Consider the following 17353-nt stretch of genomic DNA (forward strand, 5'->3'; position numbering starts at 1 on the left):
TCATTAACTCGCGATCATCAATAGAAAATTACTAATACTCCCCCTTTCGGAGGCTGACAATATTAGTAATGTGCAGGCATGGACAATCAGACATAGGTTTATTTCAGGCACAAAAAACCGGGCACTAGGCCCGGTTTTTCGTTTCAGACTGACGTCTTACTCAGCGGATACAGCTTCACCACCGGCAGGACGGTCAACCAACTCGACGTACGCCATAGGCGCGTTGTCGCCAGTGCGGAAACCGCACTTGAGGATGCGCAGGTAGCCACCCTCACGGGTAGCGTAACGCTTGCCCAGGTCGTTGAAGAGCTTACCAACGATAGCCTTCGAACGAGTACGGTCGAAAGCCAGACGGCGGTTAGCCAGGCTGTCTGTCTTGGCCAAAGTGATCAGCGGCTCAGCAACGCGACGCAGTTCTTTAGCTTTCGGCAGTGTAGTTTTGATCAGCTCGTGCTCGAACAGCGACACTGCCATGTTTTGAAACATGGCCTTGCGGTGCGAGCTAGTGCGGCTCAGGTGACGACCACTTTTACGATGACGCATGGTTCATTCCTTACCAAACACAACGTTCGGTGATTACGACGATCAGGCAGTCGCCTTGTCGTCCTTCTTAAGACTTGCAGGCGGCCAGTTGTCGAGGCGCATGCCGAGGGACAGACCGCGGGAGGCCAGAACGTCCTTGATTTCAGTCAAGGATTTCTTGCCAAGGTTCGGAGTCTTCAACAGCTCTACTTCGGTACGCTGAATCAGGTCACCGATGTAGTAGATGTTTTCCGCCTTAAGGCAGTTAGCCGAACGTACAGTCAGTTCCAGATCGTCAACCGGGCGAAGCAGGATCGGATCGATCTCGTCTTCCTGCTCAACAACCACTGGCTCACTGTCACCTTTGAGGTCGACGAACGCAGCCAACTGCTGTTGCAGAATGGTTGCAGCGCGGCGAATAGCCTCTTCAGGATCCAGGGTACCGTTGGTTTCCAGATCAATAACCAGCTTGTCCAGGTTAGTACGCTGCTCGACACGGGCGTTTTCCACCACGTATGCGATACGGCGAACCGGGCTGAACGAAGAGTCAAGCTGCAAGCGACCGATGCTGCGGCTTTCGTCTTCATCGCTCTGACGCGAGTCTGCCGGTTCATAACCACGACCACGAGCTACGGTGAGCTTCATGTTCAGGGCGCCGTTAGACGCCAGGTTAGCGATTACGTGATCGGGGTTAACGATCTCGACATCATGATCCAGCTGAATATCGGCAGCGGTAACCACCCCCGAACCCTTCTTCGACAAGGTCAGCGTAACTTCGTCACGACCGTGCAGCTTGATAGCCAGACCTTTAAGGTTCAACAGGATTTCAATTACGTCTTCCTGTACGCCTTCGATGGCGCTGTACTCATGGAGCACACCGTCAATCTCGGCCTCGACTACTGCACAGCCGGGCATTGAGGACAACAGGATGCGTCGCAGCGCGTTGCCCAGGGTGTGGCCGAAACCACGCTCGAGAGGCTCGAGAGTGATCTTGGCGCGGGTTGGACTGACAACCTGCACATCAATATGGCGGGGTGTCAGGAACTCATTTACCGAAATCTGCATGGATGCACCTATTTTCTAGCCCTTACTTGGAGTAGAGCTCGACAATCAGGCTTTCGTTGATGTCGGCGGACAGATCACTGCGAGCAGGAACGTTCTTGAAAACGCCCGACTTCTTCTCAGTGTCTACTTCTACCCATTCTACGCGGCCACGTTGGGCACACAGATCGAGAGCTTGGACAATGCGAAGTTGGTTCTTTGCTTTCTCGCGAATCGCGACCACGTCACCAGCACGAACCTGGTAGGACGGTACGTTTACGGTCTGACCGTTAACGCTGACGGATTTGTGCGATACCAGCTGACGGGATTCGGCACGAGTAGAGCCAAAACCCATACGGTATACAACGTTGTCCAGACGGCATTCGAGCAGTTGCAGCAGGTTTTCACCGGTTGCACCTTTCTTGCCAGCAGCTTCTTTGTAGTAGCCGCTGAATTGACGCTCGAGAACGCCGTAGATACGACGGACCTTCTGCTTTTCACGCAGTTGGGTGCCGTAATCGGACTGGCGACCGCGGCGTTGGCCGTGGATACCAGGTGCTGCTTCGATGTTGCACTTCGATTCGATCGCGCGCACGCCGCTCTTCAGAAAGAGATCGGTGCCTTCGCGACGAGCGAGTTTGCATTTTGGACCAATGTAACGAGCCATTCTTTACAATCTCCTGGATTACACGCGGCGCTTCTTCGGCGGACGGCACCCGTTGTGCGGGATTGGCGTCACGTCGGTGATGCTGGCGATCTTGTAGCCACAGCCGTTCAAAGCGCGGACTGCAGATTCACGACCTGGGCCTGGACCTTTGACGTTAACGTCGAGGTTTTTCAGACCGTATTCCAGCGCAGCTTGACCAGCACGTTCAGCAGCTACTTGAGCAGCAAACGGGGTGGACTTGCGGGAACCGCGGAAACCCGAACCACCGGAGGTAGCCCAGGAAAGAGCGTTGCCTTGACGGTCGGTGATGGTCACGATTGTGTTGTTAAAAGAAGCATGGATGTGGGCAATGCCATCAACCACTGTCTTTTTAACTTTTTTACGAGGACGAGCAGCAGGTTTAGCCATGATTAATTTCCTGTCGATTCGCTGGGGCGATTACTTGCGGATCGGCTTACGCGGACCTTTACGGGTACGCGCGTTAGTCTTGGTACGCTGACCGCGCACTGGAAGACCACGACGATGACGCAGACCGCGATAGCAACCGAGGTCCATCAAACGCTTGATTTTCATGTTGATTTCGCGACGCAGGTCACCTTCAGTGGTGAACTTCGCCACTTCGCCACGCAGCTGTTCAATCTGCTCGTCGCTCAGATCCTTGATCTTTGCGGCTGGGTTTACCCCAGTCACTGCACAGATCTTCTGCGCAGTAGTGCGACCAACACCATAGATGTAGGTCAGCGAGATAACAGTATGCTTGTTATCTGGAATGTTAACGCCTGCAATACGGGCCATTCAGTGGGACTCCAATTGACAGCTACCTACGCCCCGGAAGCCAAGAAATAGGGCGCGAGATAATATCGCTGTAATAACAAATAATCAACCCGGTAGCGCACTAGCTACCGGGCTTGAAGCACAATCACAGTCAGCCTTGGCGCTGTTTGTGACGCGGTTCCGCGCTGCAAATTACTCGAACAACACCTTCGCGGCGAATAATCTTGCAGTTACGGCACAGCTTTTTCACCGATGCACGAACTTTCATCACCAACTCCTCGAACCTTATGGGTACTCAGCGCAACATGCCGCTGCCGTAACCCTTCAGGTTGGCTTTCTTCATCAGGGATTCGTACTGGTGCGAAACGAGGTGCGATTGTACTTGGGACATGAAGTCCATCACAACCACGACGACGATCAGCAACGAGGTCCCGCCAAGGTAGAACGGAACGTTTGCTGCAACCACCAGGAACTGGGGCAACAGGCATACGGCCGTCATATATAGAGCACCGAACAGGGTCAAACGAGTCAGAACGCCATCAATGTAGCGCGCAGACTGCTCACCTGGACGGATGCCCGGAATAAAGGCACCGGACTTCTTCAGGTTTTCCGCTACGTCTTTCGGATTGAACATCAACGCCGTATAGAAGAAGCAGAAGAAAATAATCCCTGCACTAAACAGCAGAATATTCAACGGCTGACCAGGAGCGATCGACTGCGAGATATCCTGCAGCCAGCCCATACCTTCAGACTGACCAAACCAGGTACCCAACGAAGCCGGGAACAGCAAAATGCTGCTCGCGAAAATGGCCGGAATAACACCGGCCATGTTCACCTTCAACGGCAAGTGGCTAGTCTGCGCAGCAAAGACCTTACGGCCCTGCTGACGCTTGGCGTAATGAACAGCAATACGACGCTGACCACGCTCAATGAACACCACGAAACCGATAATCGCTACTGCCAGCAAACCGATGGCAACCAGGGCAAAAATGTTGATATCACCCTGACGCGCAGACTCGAAAGACTGCCCGATCGCTCTCGGAAGACCGGCGACGATACCTGCGAAAATCAACATCGAGATACCGTTGCCAACACCACGCTCAGTAATCTGCTCACCCAGCCACATCATGAACATCGCACCAGCCACAAACGTGGATACTGCGACGAAATGGAAGCCAAAGTCACCAGTGAACGCAACGCCCTGCCCTGCCAGACCAATGGACATGCCAATTGCCTGAACGAGAGCGAGGACGACAGTGCCGTAGCGGGTGTACTGAGCAATCTTGCGACGCCCAGCTTCACCTTCCTTCTTCAACTGTTCCAGCTGCGGGCTGACGGCTGTCATCAGTTGCATGATGATCGATGCCGAGATGTACGGCATGATCCCCAGTGCAAAGATGCTCATCCGCTCCAGCGCACCGCCGGAAAACATGTTGAACAAGCTAAGAATGGTCCCCTCATTCTGTCGAAACAGGTCCGCGAGTCGGTCCGGGTTGATACCTGGAACCGGGATGTGTGCGCCTATTCGGTAGACGATAATCGCCAAGAACAGAAAACGCAGACGAGCCCAGAGTTCAGACATACCGCCTTTGCCGAGCGCAGAGAGAGCACCTTGCTTAGCCATTTATTCCTCGAACTTGCCGCCAGCTGCTTCGATAGCCGCACGCGCACCTTTGGTGGCGCCGATTCCCTTTCCGATGGTAACAGCGCGAGTAACTTCGCCGGACAGCATGATTTTCACACGCTGTACGTTGACGTTGATCACGTTGGCATCTTTCAGAGACTGCACAGTGACGATGTCGCCTTCCACTTTAGCCAGCTCGGACAAACGCACTTCTGCGCGATCCATGGCTTTCAGGGAAACGAAACCGAACTTCGGCAGGCGACGATGCAGCGGCTGTTGACCGCCTTCAAAGCCTGGAGCAATGGTGCCACCGGAGCGGGAGGACTGACCTTTGTGGCCACGGCCACCGGTCTTGCCCAAACCACTACCGATACCACGGCCCGGACGATGCTTTTCGCGACGGGAACCCGGCGCTGGACTCAGATCATTGAGTTTCATCGATTAACCCTCGACACGCAGCATGTAGTAAGCCTTGTTGATCATCCCGCGATTCTCGGGAGTATCAAGTACTTCTACAGTGTGACCGATGCGACGCAGACCCAGACCCTTAACGCACAGTTTGTGGTTAGGGATGCGGCCGGTCATGCTTTTGATCAGCGTAACTTTAACGGTAGCCATGATCAGAAGATCTCCTTGACGCTTTTGCCACGCTTGGCGGCAATGGATTCAGGAGACTGCATAGCTTTCAAACCTTTGAAAGTGGCGTGAACCACGTTTACCGGGTTAGTCGAGCCGTAGCACTTGGCCAGAACGTTCTGAACGCCAGCAACTTCGAGGACAGCACGCATAGCGCCGCCAGCGATGATACCGGTACCTTCAGATGCAGGCTGCATGTACACCTTCGAAGCGCCGTGACCAGACTTCATTGCGTACTGCAGAGTGGTGCCGTTCAGATCAACTTGGATCATGTTGCGGCGAGCAGCTTCCATTGCCTTCTGGATCGCAGCAGGCACTTCACGTGACTTGCCACGGCCGAAGCCAACACGCCCTTTACCATCACCAACCACGGTCAACGCGGTGAAAGTGAAGATACGGCCGCCTTTTACGGTTTTGGCTACGCGGTTAACTTGAACCAGCTTCTCAATGTAGCCTTCGTCGCGCTTTTGGTCGTTATTTGACATAACTTAGAACTCCAGCCCAGCTTCACGAGCAGCATCAGCCAGCGCCTTGACGCGGCCGTGGTACTTGAAGCCAGAGCGGTCGAAAGCCACCTGCGAGACGCCAGCGGCTTTAGCACGCGTAGCGACCAGCTGGCCAACCTTAGTGGCCGCGTCGATGTTGCCAGTGGCGCCATCACGCAGTTCTTTATCCAAAGTCGAGGCAGATGCCAGGACTTTGTTGCCGTCGGCCGAAATGACCTGGGCGTAGATGTGCTGCGACGAGCGGAACACGCAGAGACGCACGACTTCGAGTTCGTGCATTTTCAGGCGTGCTTTGCGAGCGCGACGCAGTCGAGTAACTTTTTTGTCGGTCATTTGCTATGCCCTACTTCTTCTTGGCTTCTTTACGACGGACGACTTCGTCCGCGTAGCGCACACCTTTGCCTTTGTACGGCTCTGGTGGACGGAAGTCGCGGATCTCGGCGGCCACTTGACCTACCAGCTGCTTATCGATGCCCTTGATCAGGATATCGGTCTGGCTAGGAGTCTCAGCGGTGATGCCTTCCGGCAGTTCATAATCCACTGGGTGCGAGAAGCCAAGAGCCAGGTTCAGCACTGTGCCTTTTGCTTGCGCTTTGTAACCAACACCGACCAGCTGGAGCTTGCGCTCGAAGCCTTGGCTTACGCCTTGGACCATGTTGTTTACCAACGCACGAGTGGTACCAGCCATTGCGCGAGTTTGTTGATCGCCATTGCGAGCAGCGAAACGCAGCTCACCAGCTTCTTCAACGATCTCAACGGACGAATGGATGTTCAGTTCGAGAGTGCCCTTGGCACCCTTCACCGAAAGCTGTTGGCCTGCGAATTTTACTTCGACACCAGCTGGCAGCTTAACGGGGTTCTTAGCGACGCGTGACATGCTTATCCCCCCTTAGAACACAGTGCAAAGAACTTCGCCGCCGACACCGGCAGCGCGCGCAGCACGATCCGTCATCACACCTTTGTTGGTGGAGACGATAGACACACCGAGACCGCCACGAACTTTTGGCAGATCATCGACGGACTTGTACTGACGCAGGCCTGGACGGCTAACGCGCTTCACTTCCTCGATGACCGGACGGCCTTCGAAGTACTTCAGCTCGATGGACAGCAGTGGTTTGATTTCGCTGCTGATCTGATAACCCGCAATGTAACCTTCGTCCTTCAGGACTTTGGCAACAGCTACCTTCAAAGTAGAAGATGGCATGCTTACGACGGACTTTTCAGCCATCTGGGCATTACGGATTCGAGTTAGCATGTCCGCTAACGGGTCCTGCATACTCATGGGCTAGACGCTCCTAATACAAAAAAATTAGCCTTGCGGCTACTACTTGTCGCCGAGGACATCCATGCGAAAAAAGCACGGGCTCAGGCGAGCCGGGTATTCTAGACACACCCCACAAATGAATCAAGCCCCAAAAGGGGCTTGATTCAAGTTCAAGGTCACCGGCGGTCAGGATCTTACGATTCCAACCACCGAGACTTTGATAGTGCTTACCAGCTGGCTTTAACCAGACCAGGTACGTCACCACGCATTGCAGCTTCACGCAGTTTGTTACGGCCGAGGCCGAACTTGCGGTAAACGCCGTGTGGACGACCGGTCAGGCGGCAGCGGTTACGCATGCGCGAGGCGCTTGCGTCACGTGGCTGCTTCTGCAGAGCTACTGTGGCTTCCCAACGTGCTTCTGGACTTGCGTTCAGATCAACGATGATAGCTTTCAGTGCTGCACGCTTTTTGGCGTACTTGGCAACCGTGAGCTGACGTTTCAGCTCGCGGTTTTTCATGCTCATCTTGGCCATTTTCCTACTCCAATCAGTTGCGGAACGGGAATTTGAAAGCACGCAGCAAAGCGCGACCTTCATCATCGTTCTTGGCAGTGGTGGTCAGGGTAATGTCCAGACCGCGGAGAGCATCGATCTTGTCGTAGTCGATTTCCGGGAAGATGATCTGCTCTTTAACGCCCATGCTGTAGTTACCACGACCATCGAAGGACTTGGCATTCAGGCCGCGGAAGTCGCGAACCCGAGGCAGGGAGATCGACAGCAGACGATCCAGGAATTCGTACATACGCTCACGGCGCAGAGTCACTTTGACGCCGATCGGCCAACCTTCACGGACTTTAAAGCCAGCGATGGATTTCCGAGCGTAAGTCACAACGACTTTCTGACCGGTGATCTTTTCCAGGTCGGCAACAGCGTGCTCGATGACTTTTTTGTCACCGACCGCTTCGCCCAGACCCATGTTCAGGGTGATTTTGGTAACGCGTGGAACTTCCATCACGTTCGAAAGCTTAAGTTCTTCCTTAAGCTTCGGTGCGATTTCCTTCCAGTAAATCTCTTTTAGTCGTGCCATGGTCTTCTACCTAGCAGTGTTCAAGCATCAACCGCTTTTTGGGTCGACTTGAAGACACGAATTTTCTTGCCGTCTTCTACTTTGAAACCAACGCGGTCAGCCTTGTTGGTTTCGCCGTTGAAAATGGCGACGTTAGAAGCGTCCAGTGGAGCTTCTTTTTCGACGATACCGCCTTGTACGCCCGACATCGGGTTAGGCTTGGTATGACGCTTAACCAGGTTCAGACCACCAATAACCAGGCGGTTATTAGCGAGAACCTTAAGCACCTTACCGCGCTTACCTTTGTCTTTGCCGGCGATCACGATGATCTCGTCGTCACGACGAATCTTTTGCATGTCGGATCTCCTTACAGCACTTCTGGGGCGAGCGAGACGATCTTCATGAACTTCTCAGTACGAAGTTCACGGGTCACTGGCCCAAAGATACGGGTGCCGATCGGCTCTTGCTTGTTGTTCAGAAGAACAGCAGCGTTGCCATCAAAGCGGATAATGGAGCCATCAGCACGACGTACGCCGTGACGAGTGCGGACTACAACAGCAGTCATCACTTGGCCTTTTTTCACTTTACCGCGAGGAATTGCTTCCTTCACGGTAACTTTGATGATGTCACCGATACCAGCGTAACGACGATGGGAGCCACCCAGCACCTTGATGCACATAACACGGCGAGCGCCGCTGTTATCGGCCACATCGAGCATGGATTGAGTCTGAATCATATAATTTCTCCGACCCCTAGTCCTTAGACTTCCACAGCGCGTTCGAGAACATCAACCAGCGCCCAAGACTTGGTCTTGGCCAAAGGACGAGTTTCACGAATAGTGACTTTGTCGCCGATGTGGCACTGATTGGTTTCGTCGTGCGCGTGCAGCTTAGTCGAACGCTTAACGTATTTACCGTAGATCGGGTGCTTAACGCGACGCTCGATCAGAACGGTGATGGTTTTGTCCATCTTGTCGCTGACAACACGGCCAGTCAGCGTACGGACAGTTTTTTCGGCTTCAGCCATGATTACTTACCTGCCTGCTGGTTGAGCACAGTCTTCACGCGAGCGATGTCACGCTTAACTTGCGAGAGCAGATGAGACTGCCCCAACTGGCCAGTTGCTTTCTGCATACGCAGATTGAACTGGTCGCGCAGCAAGCCGAGCAGTTGCTCGTTCAGCTGCTGTGCGGATTTTTCACGAAGTTCATTCGCTTTCATCACATCACCGTCCGTTTAACAAAGGCGGTGGCGAGCGGCAGCTTTGCAGCAGCCAGGGCAAAAGCCTCACGCGCCAGCTCTTCAGAAACACCCTCGATTTCATACAGGACTTTGCCTGGCTGAATCTGGGCAACCCAGTACTCCACACTACCCTTACCTTTACCCATCCGAACTTCGAGTGGCTTTTTGGAAATAGGCTTGTCCGGGAATACACGGATCCAGATCTTGCCGCCACGTTTAACGTGACGGGTCAGAGCACGACGCGCTGACTCGATCTGACGAGCGGTGAGACGACCACGAGCTACAGACTTCAGCGCGAACTCGCCGAAGCTGACTTTGCTACCGCGCTGAGCCAGACCACGGTTGTGGCCTGTCATCTGCTTGCGGAACTTCGTACGCTTTGGTTGCAACATTTGGCGTACCCCTTACTTAGCAGCTTTTTTACGAGGCGCTGGTGCTTGTGGTTTCAGTTCTTCTTGGCGACCACCAATTACTTCGCCTTTGAAGATCCAAACCTTTACACCGATCACACCGTAAGTGGTGTGAGCTTCGTAGTTGGCATAGTCGATGTCGGCACGCAGGGTGTGCAGTGGCACACGACCTTCGCGATACCATTCAGTACGTGCGATTTCAGCACCGCCGAGACGACCACTCACTTGGATTTTGATGCCTTTGGCACCAATGCGCATGGCGTTCTGTACAGCGCGCTTCATAGCGCGACGGAACATTACGCGACGCTCCAGCTGCTGAGCTACGCTCTGCGCAACCAACATACCGTCGAGTTCCGGCTTGCGGATTTCTTCGATATTGATGTGCACAGGCACACCCATTTGTTTGGTCAGGTCCTGACGCAGCTTCTCAACATCTTCACCTTTCTTCCCGATAACGATACCTGGACGAGCGGTGTGGATGGTGATACGTGCAGTTTGAGCCGGACGATGGATATCGATACGGCTTACGGACGCGCTTTTTAGTTTGTCTTGGAGATACTCACGCACCTTCAGATCAGCGAACAAATAGTCCGCATAAGTCCGACCGTCTGCGTACCAGACGGAGGTGTGTTCCTTGACGATTCCCAGGCGAATGCCAATGGGATGTACTTTCTGACCCATCTCTTCGACTCCGTTACTTGTCAGCAACCTTGACAGTGATATGGCAAGACCGCTTGACGATGCGATCAGCACGGCCTTTGGCACGTGGCATGATTCGCTTCAGCGAACGCCCTTCGTTGACGAATACGGTGCTGACTTTGAGGTCATCAACGTCTGCGCCTTCGTTATGCTCGGCGTTGGCTACGGCCGACTCCAGCACTTTCTTCATGATCTCGGCGGCTTTCTTACTGCTGAAAGCCAACAGGTTGAGCGCTTCGCCCACCTTCTTCCCGCGGATCTGGTCGGCGACCAAGCGGGCTTTCTGGGCGGAGATTCGAGCGCCCGACAACTTAGCGGCTACTTCCATCGTTCCTTACCCCTTAACGCTTGGCTTTCTTGTCTGCCACGTGCCCACGATATGTGCGGGTACCGGCAAACTCGCCTAGTTTGTGGCCGACCATGTCTTCGTTCACGAGAACTGGAACATGTTGACGACCGTTATGAACTGCGATGGTCAGACCGACCATTTGTGGCAGGATCATCGAACGACGCGACCAGGTTTTAACTGGTTTGCGATCGTTCTTTTCCGCCGCCACTTCGATCTTCTTCAGTAGGTGAAGATCAATAAAAGGACCTTTTTTCAGAGAACGTGGCACTGTCGTATCCCTCTATTTACTTGCGACGACGGACGATCATTTTGTCGGTACGCTTATTACCACGAGTCTTCGCGCCCTTAGTCGGGAAGCCCCATGGCGATACCGGATGACGACCACCAGAGGTACGACCTTCACCACCACCATGTGGGTGGTCAACCGGGTTCATGGCAACACCACGAACGGTTGGGCGAACGCCACGCCAGCGTTTGGCACCAGCTTTACCCAGCGAACGCAGGCTGTGCTCGGAGTTCGAGACTTCACCCAGGGTCGCGCGGCATTCAGCCAGCACTTTACGCATCTCACCAGAACGCAGACGCAGGGTCACGTAGACACCTTCACGAGCGATCAGCTGAGCCGAAGCACCAGCGGAACGAGCGATCTGTGCGCCTTTACCTGGCTTCAATTCGATGCCGTGTACGGTGCTACCAACTGGAATGTTACGCAGTTGCAGAGCGTTGCCCGGCTTGATCGGCGCCAAGGCACCTGCGATCAGCTGGTCGCCAGCACTCACGCCTTTAGGGGCGATGATGTAGCGACGCTCGCCATCTGCGTACAGCAGCAGAGCGATGTGAGCAGTACGGTTTGGATCGTATTCAATACGCTCGACAGTGGCAGAGATGCCATCTTTGTCGTTGCGACGGAAATCGACCAGACGATAATGCTGCTTATGGCCACCACCGATGTGACGAGTGGTAATGCGACCATTGTTGTTACGACCACCAGTCTTCGATTTTTTCTCGAGCAGCGGTGCGTGAGGAGCGCCTTTATGCAGCTCCTGGTTGACCACCTTGACCACAAAACGGCGGCCAGGGGAAGTCGGTTTGCATTTAACGATTGCCATGATGCACCCCTTCCTTACTCAGCACTGCTGCTGAAATCGAGATCTTGGCCTGGCTGAAGGGAGATAACTGCCTTCTTCCAGTCATTACGCTTGCCCAGACCGCGAGCAGTGCGCTTGCTCTTACCCAGAACATTCAGGGTAGTAACACGCTCTACTTTCACGCTGAACAGGCTTTCGACGGCCTTCTTGATTTCCAGCTTGGTTGCGTCAGTTGCAACCTTGAAAACGAACTGGCCTTTCTTGTCAGCCAGAACCGTAGCCTTCTCGGAAACGTGCGGGCCAAGCAGAACTTTAAATACGCGTTCCTGGTTCATCCCAGCAGCTCCTCGAATTTCTTCACGGCCGACACGGTGATCAACACCTTGTCGTATGCGATCAGACTAACTGGATCGGAACCTTGCACGTCACGTACATCAACGTGTGGCAGGTTACGAGCAGCCAGGTACAGGTTCTGATCAACTACTTCAGACACGATCAAGACGTCAGTCAGGCCCATGCCGGTCAGTTTGTTCAGCAGATCTTTGGTCTTCGGTGCATCAACAGCGAAGTCCTGAACCACAACCAGACGATCAGTACGCACCAGCTCAGCAAGGATGGAACGCATTGCTGCGCGATACATCTTCTTGTTCAGCTTCTGGGTGTGATCCTGAGGACGAGCTGCGAAAGTGGTACCGCCGCCACGCCAGATTGGGCTACGGATAGTACCGGCACGAGCACGGCCAGTACCTTTCTGACGCCATGGGCGCTTACCGCCACCACGAACGTCGGAACGGGTCTTTTGCTGCTTGCTACCTTGACGGCCGCCGGCCATGTAGGCCACGACTGCTTGGTGAACCAGCGTCTCGTTGAATTCGCCGCCAAATGTCAGTTCGGAAACTTCGATCGCTTGAGCGTCATTTACATTTAATTGCATGTCAGCTTCCCCTTAACCGCGAGCCTTGGCTGCTGGACGTACAACCAAGTTGCCGCCAGTAGCGCCAGGAACAGCGCCCTTGACCAACAACAGATTGCGTTCAGCGTCCACGCGCACTACTTCGAGGGACTGCACGGTCACGCGCTCAGCGCCCATATGACCGGACATTTTTTTGCCCTTGAATACACGACCAGGAGTCTGGCACTGGCCGATAGAGCCTGGAACGCGGTGGGACACGGAGTTACCGTGGGTATTATCTTGCCCGCGGAAGTTCCAACGCTTGATCGTACCCTGGAAGCCTTTACCCTTGGACTGACCGGTTACATCAACCAGTTGACCAGCGGCGAAGATTTCAGCGTTGATCAGATCGCCGGCCTGGTACTCGCCTTCTTCAAGACGGAATTCCATTACGGTACGACCAGCGGCAACGTTCGCTTTAGCGAAGTGGCCAGCTTGAGCAGCTGTAACACGCGAAGCACGACGCTCGCCTACAGTGACTTGCACTGCACGATAGCCATCGGTCTCTTCAGTTTTGAACTGGGTGACGCGATTCGGCTCGATCTCAATGACCGTGACCGGAATGGAGACACCTTCTTCGGTGAAAATACGGGTCATACCGCATTTACGACCGACTACACCAATAGTCATGTTGTAAACCTCATGAGTGTACGGGGCTTTCACCCGCTATGGCCGCCCATTTCAGAGCGTTACACGACTAAGACCGAGTCTTAGCCGAGGCTGATCTGTACTTCCACACCGGCCGCAAGATCAAGCTTCATAAGAGCATCAACGGTTTTATCCGTTGGCTGGACGATGTCCAGAACGCGCTTATGAGTACGGATCTCGTACTGGTCACGCGCGTCTTTGTTGACGTGCGGGGAGACCAGAACGGTGAACCGCTCTTTACGGGTAGGCAGTGGAATTGGACCACGCACTTGGGCACCAGTACGTTTCGCGGTTTCCACGATTTCCTGGGTGGATTGGTCGATCAGGCGATGGTCAAAAGCCTTCAACCTGATACGGATTTGCTGATTTTGCATTGGATTTCAGACTCCGGCTGCTATTCCCACCGAGCGCAATACGCCCGTTAAAAGGAGGCGCAATTCTATAGACGCCCCATATAGGTGTCAACCCAATAAAAAAGCCCCCGCTGAGCGGGGGCTTTTTCAATTCATCAAAGCTTGCTCTAAAAGAGCTTACTCGATGATTTTGGCTACGACGCCAGCGCCGACGGTACGACCGCCTTCACGGATAGCGAAACGCAGACCGTCTTCCATTGCGATGGTCTTGATCAGGGTGACAACCATTTTGATGTTGTCGCCTGGCATTACCATTTCAACGCCTTCCGGCAGTTCGCAGTTACCAGTCACGTCAGTTGTACGGAAGTAGAACTGTGGACGGTAGCCTTTGAAGAACGGAGTGTGACGACCGCCTTCTTCTTTGCTCAGAACGTAGACTTCAGCTTCGAACTTGGTGTGCGGCTTAACCGAACCTGGCTTAACCAGAACCTGGCCACGCTCAACGTCGTCACGCTTGGTACCACGCAGCAGAACGCCGCAGTTCTCGCCAGCACGACCTTCGTCGAGCAGCTTACGGAACATTTCAACACCGGTGCAGGTGGTGACGGTAGTGTCACGCAGACCAACGATTTCCAGTGGATCCTGAACCTTGACGATACCGCGCTCGATACGGCCAGTTACAACAGTACCGCGACCGGAGATCGAGAATACGTCTTCGATTGGCATCAGGAACGGCTTGTCGATAACACGAACTGGATCTGGAATGTAGCTGTCCAGAGTCTCAACCAGTTTACGAACGGCAGTGGTGCCCATTTCGTTGTCGTCTTGGCCGTTCAGAGCCATCAGAGCCGAACCGATGATGATCGGAGTGTCGTCACCTGGGAAGTCGTAAGTGCTCAGCAGATCGCGCACTTCCATCTCAACCAGTTCCAGCAGCTCAGCGTCGTCAACCATGTCAGCCTTGTTCAGGAAGACAACGATGTACGGAACGCCAACCTGACGGGACAGCAGGATGTGTTCACGGGTTTGTGGCATCGGACCATCAGCGGCCGAGCAAACCAGGATAGCGCCGTCCATCTGAGCAGCACCGGTGATCATGTTCTTCACATAGTCAGCGTGACCTGGGCAGTCAACGTGAGCGTAGTGACGGATCAGCGAGTTGTATTCAACGTGCGCGGTGTTGATGGTGATACCACGAGCCTTTTCTTCCGGAGCGCTGTCGATCTTGTCGAAAGCAACAACGGCCGAACCGAAAACTTCGGAGCAGACGCGAGTCAGAGCAGCGGTCAGCGTGGTTTTACCGTGGTCGACGTGACCGATGGTGCCAACGTTGACGTGCGGGAGGGTACGGTCAAATTTTTCTTTAGCCACGACAATTAACTCCTAGCCTAAAGGGGCTGAATCAGCCTTGTTTTTTGGTAACGGTTTCGACGATGTGCGACGGAGCCGTATTGTATTTTTTGAATTCCATAGAGTAGCTTGCGCGACCTTGGGACATGGAACGGACGTCAGTTGCATAACCGAACATCTCGCCCAGCGGAACTTCAGCACGAATTACTTTGCCGGAGACCGTGTCTTCCATACCCAGGATCATGCCGCGACGACGGTTAAGGTCGCCCATCACGTCACCCATATAGTCTTCAGGTGTAACAACCTCTACCGCCATGATCGGCTCAAGCAACTCACCACCGCCCTTCTGGGCCAGTTGCTTGGTTGCCATGGAAGCAGCCACCTTAAACGCCATCTCGTTGGAGTCGACGTCGTGGTAAGAACCATCAAACACGGTAGCCTTCAGGCCGATCAGCGGATAGCCGGCAACAACGCCGTTCTTCATCTGCTCTTCGATACCCTTCTGGATAGCCGGGATGTATTCCTTAGGAACCACACCACCCACTACTTCGTTCAGGAATTGCAGACCTTCCTGACCTTCGTCAGCAGGAGCAAAACGAATCCAGCAATGACCGAACTGGCCACGACCGCCGGACTGACGAACGAACTTGCCTTCAATTTCGCAGCTCTTCGTGATGCGCTCACGGTACGAAACTTGAGGCTTACCGATGTTGGCTTCGACGTTGAACTCACGGCGCATCCGGTCTACCAGGATGTCCAGGTGCAACTCGCCCATGCCGGAGATGATCGTTTGACCAGTCTCTTCATCAGTCTTGACGCGGAAAGATGGATCTTCCTGAGCAAGCTTGCCCAGAGCGATACCCATTTTTTCCTGGTCGTCCTTGGTCTTAGGCTCTACGGCAACCGAAATAACCGGCTCCGGGAAGTCCATGCGAACCAGGATGATTGGCTTGTCAGCGTTGCACAAAGTCTCACCAGTGGTGACGTCCTTCATGCCGATCAAGGCCGCGATGTCACCAGCGCGTACTTCCTTGATTTCTTCACGGGCGTTTGCGTGCATTTGCACCATACGGCCCACGCGCTCTTTCTTGCCTTTAACCGAGTTGATCACGCCGTCGCCGGAGGCCAACACGCCCGAGTAAACTCGAACAAAGGTCAAGGTACCCACGAATGGGTCAGTGGCAATTTTGAATGCCAGAGCGGAGAACGGTTCGTTGTCGTCTGCATGACGCTCCAGATCGATAGTCTCGTCATCCGGGTCAGTACCCTTGATGGCAGGAATATCAACAGGCGCAGGCAGGTAATCGATAACGGCGTCGAGAACCAGCGGAACACCCTTGTTCTTGAAGGAAGAACCGCAAACAGCCAGAACGATCTCACCAGCGATAGTACGCTGACGCAGAGCGGCCTTGATTTCCGCGTTGGTGAGTTCTTCACCTTCGAGGTACTTGTTCATCAGTTCTTCGCTGGCTTCGGCCGCAGCCTCAACCATGTTGCCGCGCCACTCGTCAGCCAGTTCCTGCAGTTCAGCAGGGATAGGCTTGCGAACTGGGACCATGCCTTTGTCAGCATCGTTCCAGTAAACAGCTTCCATGGACATCAGGTCGATCTGACCCTGGAAGTTGTCTTCGGAACCGATAGCCAACTGGATTGGAACCGGAGTGTGACCCAGACGCTGTTTGATCTGACCGATCACGCGCAGGAAGTTCGCACCAGCACGGTCCATCTTGTTTACGTAAACAAGACGTGGAACGCCGTACTTGTTGGCTTGACGCCATACGGTTTCCGACTGAGGCTCAACACCCGAGGTGCCGCAGAACACAACGACCGCGCCGTCGAGAACACGCAGGGAACGCTCAACTTCAATAGTGAAGTCCACGTGACCCGGGGTGTCGATGACGTTGAAGCGGTATTGGTCCTTGTGCTGCTTCTCAGAACCCTGCCAGAAGGCGGTAATAGCAGCAGAAGTAATGGTAATACCACGCTCCTGCTCCTGCACCATCCAGTCTGTGGTCGCGGCGCCGTCATGCACCTCGCCCATTTTGTGACTTTTGCCAGTGTAAAAAAGGACGCGCTCGGTGGTGGTGGTTTTACCAGCATCCACGTGAGCAACGATACCAATGTTACGGTAGCGATTAATCGGTGTAGTACGAGCCATAAAGCC

General features: G+C 54.1%; 30 protein-coding genes. All 30 read right to left on the reverse strand.

Annotated elements, in window-relative coordinates; translation table 11 throughout:
- Nucleotides 1–156: 156 nt before the first annotated feature.
- The 30 genes from rplQ to fusA all read right to left on the reverse strand — a co-directional run bounded on the left by rplQ (nt 157) and on the right by fusA (nt 17347).
- Nucleotides 157–543, reverse strand: coding sequence for a 50S ribosomal protein L17 (gene rplQ / locus ACA060_RS25885; RefSeq protein ID WP_008145500.1), 387 nt, complete (start codon nt 541–543; stop codon nt 157–159).
- Between the two features lie 42 nt (nt 544–585).
- Nucleotides 586–1587 carry a DNA-directed RNA polymerase subunit alpha gene (locus ACA060_RS25890; RefSeq protein ID WP_003186012.1) on the reverse strand — a complete coding sequence of 334 codons (1002 nt, stop codon included), beginning with the start codon at nt 1585–1587 and terminating at the stop codon, nt 586–588.
- A 22-nt stretch (nt 1588–1609) separates the two neighbouring features.
- Nucleotides 1610–2230 (reverse strand): 30S ribosomal protein S4, encoded by a 621-nt coding sequence (gene rpsD / locus ACA060_RS25895; RefSeq protein ID WP_003210056.1) that lies wholly within the window; start codon nt 2228–2230, stop codon nt 1610–1612.
- A gap of 18 nt (nt 2231–2248) precedes the next feature.
- Nucleotides 2249–2638, reverse strand: coding sequence for a 30S ribosomal protein S11 (gene rpsK, locus ACA060_RS25900; protein WP_002555466.1), 390 nt, complete (start codon nt 2636–2638; stop codon nt 2249–2251).
- 30 nt (nt 2639–2668) lie between these two features.
- Nucleotides 2669–3025, reverse strand: coding sequence for a 30S ribosomal protein S13 (gene rpsM, locus ACA060_RS25905; protein ID WP_003186020.1), 357 nt, complete (start codon nt 3023–3025; stop codon nt 2669–2671).
- Between the two features lie 130 nt (nt 3026–3155).
- Nucleotides 3156–3272, reverse strand: coding sequence for a 50S ribosomal protein L36 (rpmJ, locus tag ACA060_RS25910; RefSeq protein WP_002555468.1), 117 nt, complete (start codon nt 3270–3272; stop codon nt 3156–3158).
- A gap of 27 nt (nt 3273–3299) precedes the next feature.
- A complete protein-coding gene (secY, locus tag ACA060_RS25915; protein ID WP_007896784.1) occupies nt 3300–4628 on the reverse strand; it encodes a preprotein translocase subunit SecY in 1329 nt (442 codons plus the stop codon).
- Complete coding sequence (rplO, locus tag ACA060_RS25920; RefSeq protein ID WP_007896782.1) at nt 4629–5066, reverse strand: 50S ribosomal protein L15; 438 nt, start codon at nt 5064–5066, stop codon at nt 4629–4631.
- 3 nt (nt 5067–5069) lie between these two features.
- Complete coding sequence (gene rpmD / locus ACA060_RS25925) at nt 5070–5246, reverse strand: 50S ribosomal protein L30 (RefSeq protein ID WP_003186033.1); 177 nt, start codon at nt 5244–5246, stop codon at nt 5070–5072.
- Between the two features lie 2 nt (nt 5247–5248).
- Nucleotides 5249–5749, reverse strand: a complete 501-nt coding sequence (rpsE, locus tag ACA060_RS25930; protein WP_007943782.1) for a 30S ribosomal protein S5 — start codon at nt 5747–5749, stop codon at nt 5249–5251.
- Nucleotides 5750–5752: 3 nt separating this feature from the next.
- A complete protein-coding gene (gene rplR / locus ACA060_RS25935) occupies nt 5753–6103 on the reverse strand; it encodes a 50S ribosomal protein L18 (RefSeq protein WP_003186037.1) in 351 nt (116 codons plus the stop codon).
- Between the two features lie 10 nt (nt 6104–6113).
- A complete protein-coding gene (gene rplF / locus ACA060_RS25940; protein WP_003176412.1) occupies nt 6114–6647 on the reverse strand; it encodes a 50S ribosomal protein L6 in 534 nt (177 codons plus the stop codon).
- A 12-nt stretch (nt 6648–6659) separates the two neighbouring features.
- Nucleotides 6660–7052, reverse strand: a complete 393-nt coding sequence (gene rpsH / locus ACA060_RS25945) for a 30S ribosomal protein S8 (protein WP_003186040.1) — start codon at nt 7050–7052, stop codon at nt 6660–6662.
- Between the two features lie 209 nt (nt 7053–7261).
- Nucleotides 7262–7567, reverse strand: a complete 306-nt coding sequence (rpsN, locus tag ACA060_RS25950) for a 30S ribosomal protein S14 (protein ID WP_003176414.1) — start codon at nt 7565–7567, stop codon at nt 7262–7264.
- Nucleotides 7568–7580: 13 nt separating this feature from the next.
- A complete protein-coding gene (rplE, locus tag ACA060_RS25955) occupies nt 7581–8120 on the reverse strand; it encodes a 50S ribosomal protein L5 (protein WP_003176415.1) in 540 nt (179 codons plus the stop codon).
- A 20-nt stretch (nt 8121–8140) separates the two neighbouring features.
- Nucleotides 8141–8455 carry a 50S ribosomal protein L24 gene (rplX, locus tag ACA060_RS25960; RefSeq protein ID WP_003176416.1) on the reverse strand — a complete coding sequence of 105 codons (315 nt, stop codon included), beginning with the start codon at nt 8453–8455 and terminating at the stop codon, nt 8141–8143.
- Between the two features lie 11 nt (nt 8456–8466).
- Nucleotides 8467–8835, reverse strand: a complete 369-nt coding sequence (gene rplN, locus ACA060_RS25965) for a 50S ribosomal protein L14 (RefSeq protein ID WP_002555479.1) — start codon at nt 8833–8835, stop codon at nt 8467–8469.
- A 23-nt stretch (nt 8836–8858) separates the two neighbouring features.
- Entirely contained in the window at nt 8859–9125 is a 267-nt protein-coding gene (gene rpsQ, locus ACA060_RS25970) for a 30S ribosomal protein S17 (protein WP_003176419.1), read from the reverse strand.
- Nucleotides 9126–9127: 2 nt separating this feature from the next.
- Nucleotides 9128–9319: a 50S ribosomal protein L29 gene (gene rpmC / locus ACA060_RS25975; RefSeq protein ID WP_002555481.1), complete on the reverse strand. Its 192-nt coding sequence runs from the start codon at nt 9317–9319 to the stop codon at nt 9128–9130.
- Nucleotides 9319–9732, reverse strand: a complete 414-nt coding sequence (gene rplP, locus ACA060_RS25980; protein WP_007896757.1) for a 50S ribosomal protein L16 — start codon at nt 9730–9732, stop codon at nt 9319–9321. The genes rpmC and rplP overlap by 1 nt, the downstream gene beginning before the upstream one ends.
- A gap of 12 nt (nt 9733–9744) precedes the next feature.
- Entirely contained in the window at nt 9745–10431 is a 687-nt protein-coding gene (rpsC, locus tag ACA060_RS25985) for a 30S ribosomal protein S3 (RefSeq protein WP_003176422.1), read from the reverse strand.
- Nucleotides 10432–10444: 13 nt separating this feature from the next.
- Nucleotides 10445–10777: a 50S ribosomal protein L22 gene (rplV, locus tag ACA060_RS25990; RefSeq protein WP_003103908.1), complete on the reverse strand. Its 333-nt coding sequence runs from the start codon at nt 10775–10777 to the stop codon at nt 10445–10447.
- 13 nt (nt 10778–10790) lie between these two features.
- The gene (gene rpsS / locus ACA060_RS25995; protein WP_002555486.1) at nt 10791–11066 is read right to left on the reverse strand and encodes a 30S ribosomal protein S19; all 276 of its coding nucleotides are present in this window, start codon (nt 11064–11066) and stop codon (nt 10791–10793) included.
- A 16-nt stretch (nt 11067–11082) separates the two neighbouring features.
- Nucleotides 11083–11907, reverse strand: coding sequence for a 50S ribosomal protein L2 (gene rplB, locus ACA060_RS26000; RefSeq protein ID WP_003176423.1), 825 nt, complete (start codon nt 11905–11907; stop codon nt 11083–11085).
- Between the two features lie 14 nt (nt 11908–11921).
- Complete coding sequence (gene rplW, locus ACA060_RS26005; RefSeq protein ID WP_002555488.1) at nt 11922–12221, reverse strand: 50S ribosomal protein L23; 300 nt, start codon at nt 12219–12221, stop codon at nt 11922–11924.
- Nucleotides 12218–12820, reverse strand: a complete 603-nt coding sequence (gene rplD, locus ACA060_RS26010) for a 50S ribosomal protein L4 (RefSeq protein ID WP_007896707.1) — start codon at nt 12818–12820, stop codon at nt 12218–12220. Before rplD ends, rplW begins: the two co-directional genes overlap by 4 nt.
- A 12-nt stretch (nt 12821–12832) precedes the next feature.
- The gene (gene rplC, locus ACA060_RS26015; protein ID WP_003186059.1) at nt 12833–13468 is read right to left on the reverse strand and encodes a 50S ribosomal protein L3; all 636 of its coding nucleotides are present in this window, start codon (nt 13466–13468) and stop codon (nt 12833–12835) included.
- An 80-nt stretch (nt 13469–13548) separates the two neighbouring features.
- Nucleotides 13549–13860 carry a 30S ribosomal protein S10 gene (gene rpsJ / locus ACA060_RS26020; RefSeq protein WP_003186070.1) on the reverse strand — a complete coding sequence of 104 codons (312 nt, stop codon included), beginning with the start codon at nt 13858–13860 and terminating at the stop codon, nt 13549–13551.
- Between the two features lie 156 nt (nt 13861–14016).
- Nucleotides 14017–15210, reverse strand: a complete 1194-nt coding sequence (gene tuf, locus ACA060_RS26025) for an elongation factor Tu (RefSeq protein ID WP_007896660.1) — start codon at nt 15208–15210, stop codon at nt 14017–14019.
- Between the two features lie 31 nt (nt 15211–15241).
- Nucleotides 15242–17347 (reverse strand): elongation factor G, encoded by a 2106-nt coding sequence (gene fusA, locus ACA060_RS26030; protein WP_438662389.1) that lies wholly within the window; start codon nt 17345–17347, stop codon nt 15242–15244.
- Nucleotides 17348–17353 lie beyond the last annotated feature (6 nt).

This window comes from Pseudomonas sp. LBUM1671, assembly GCF_059695685.1.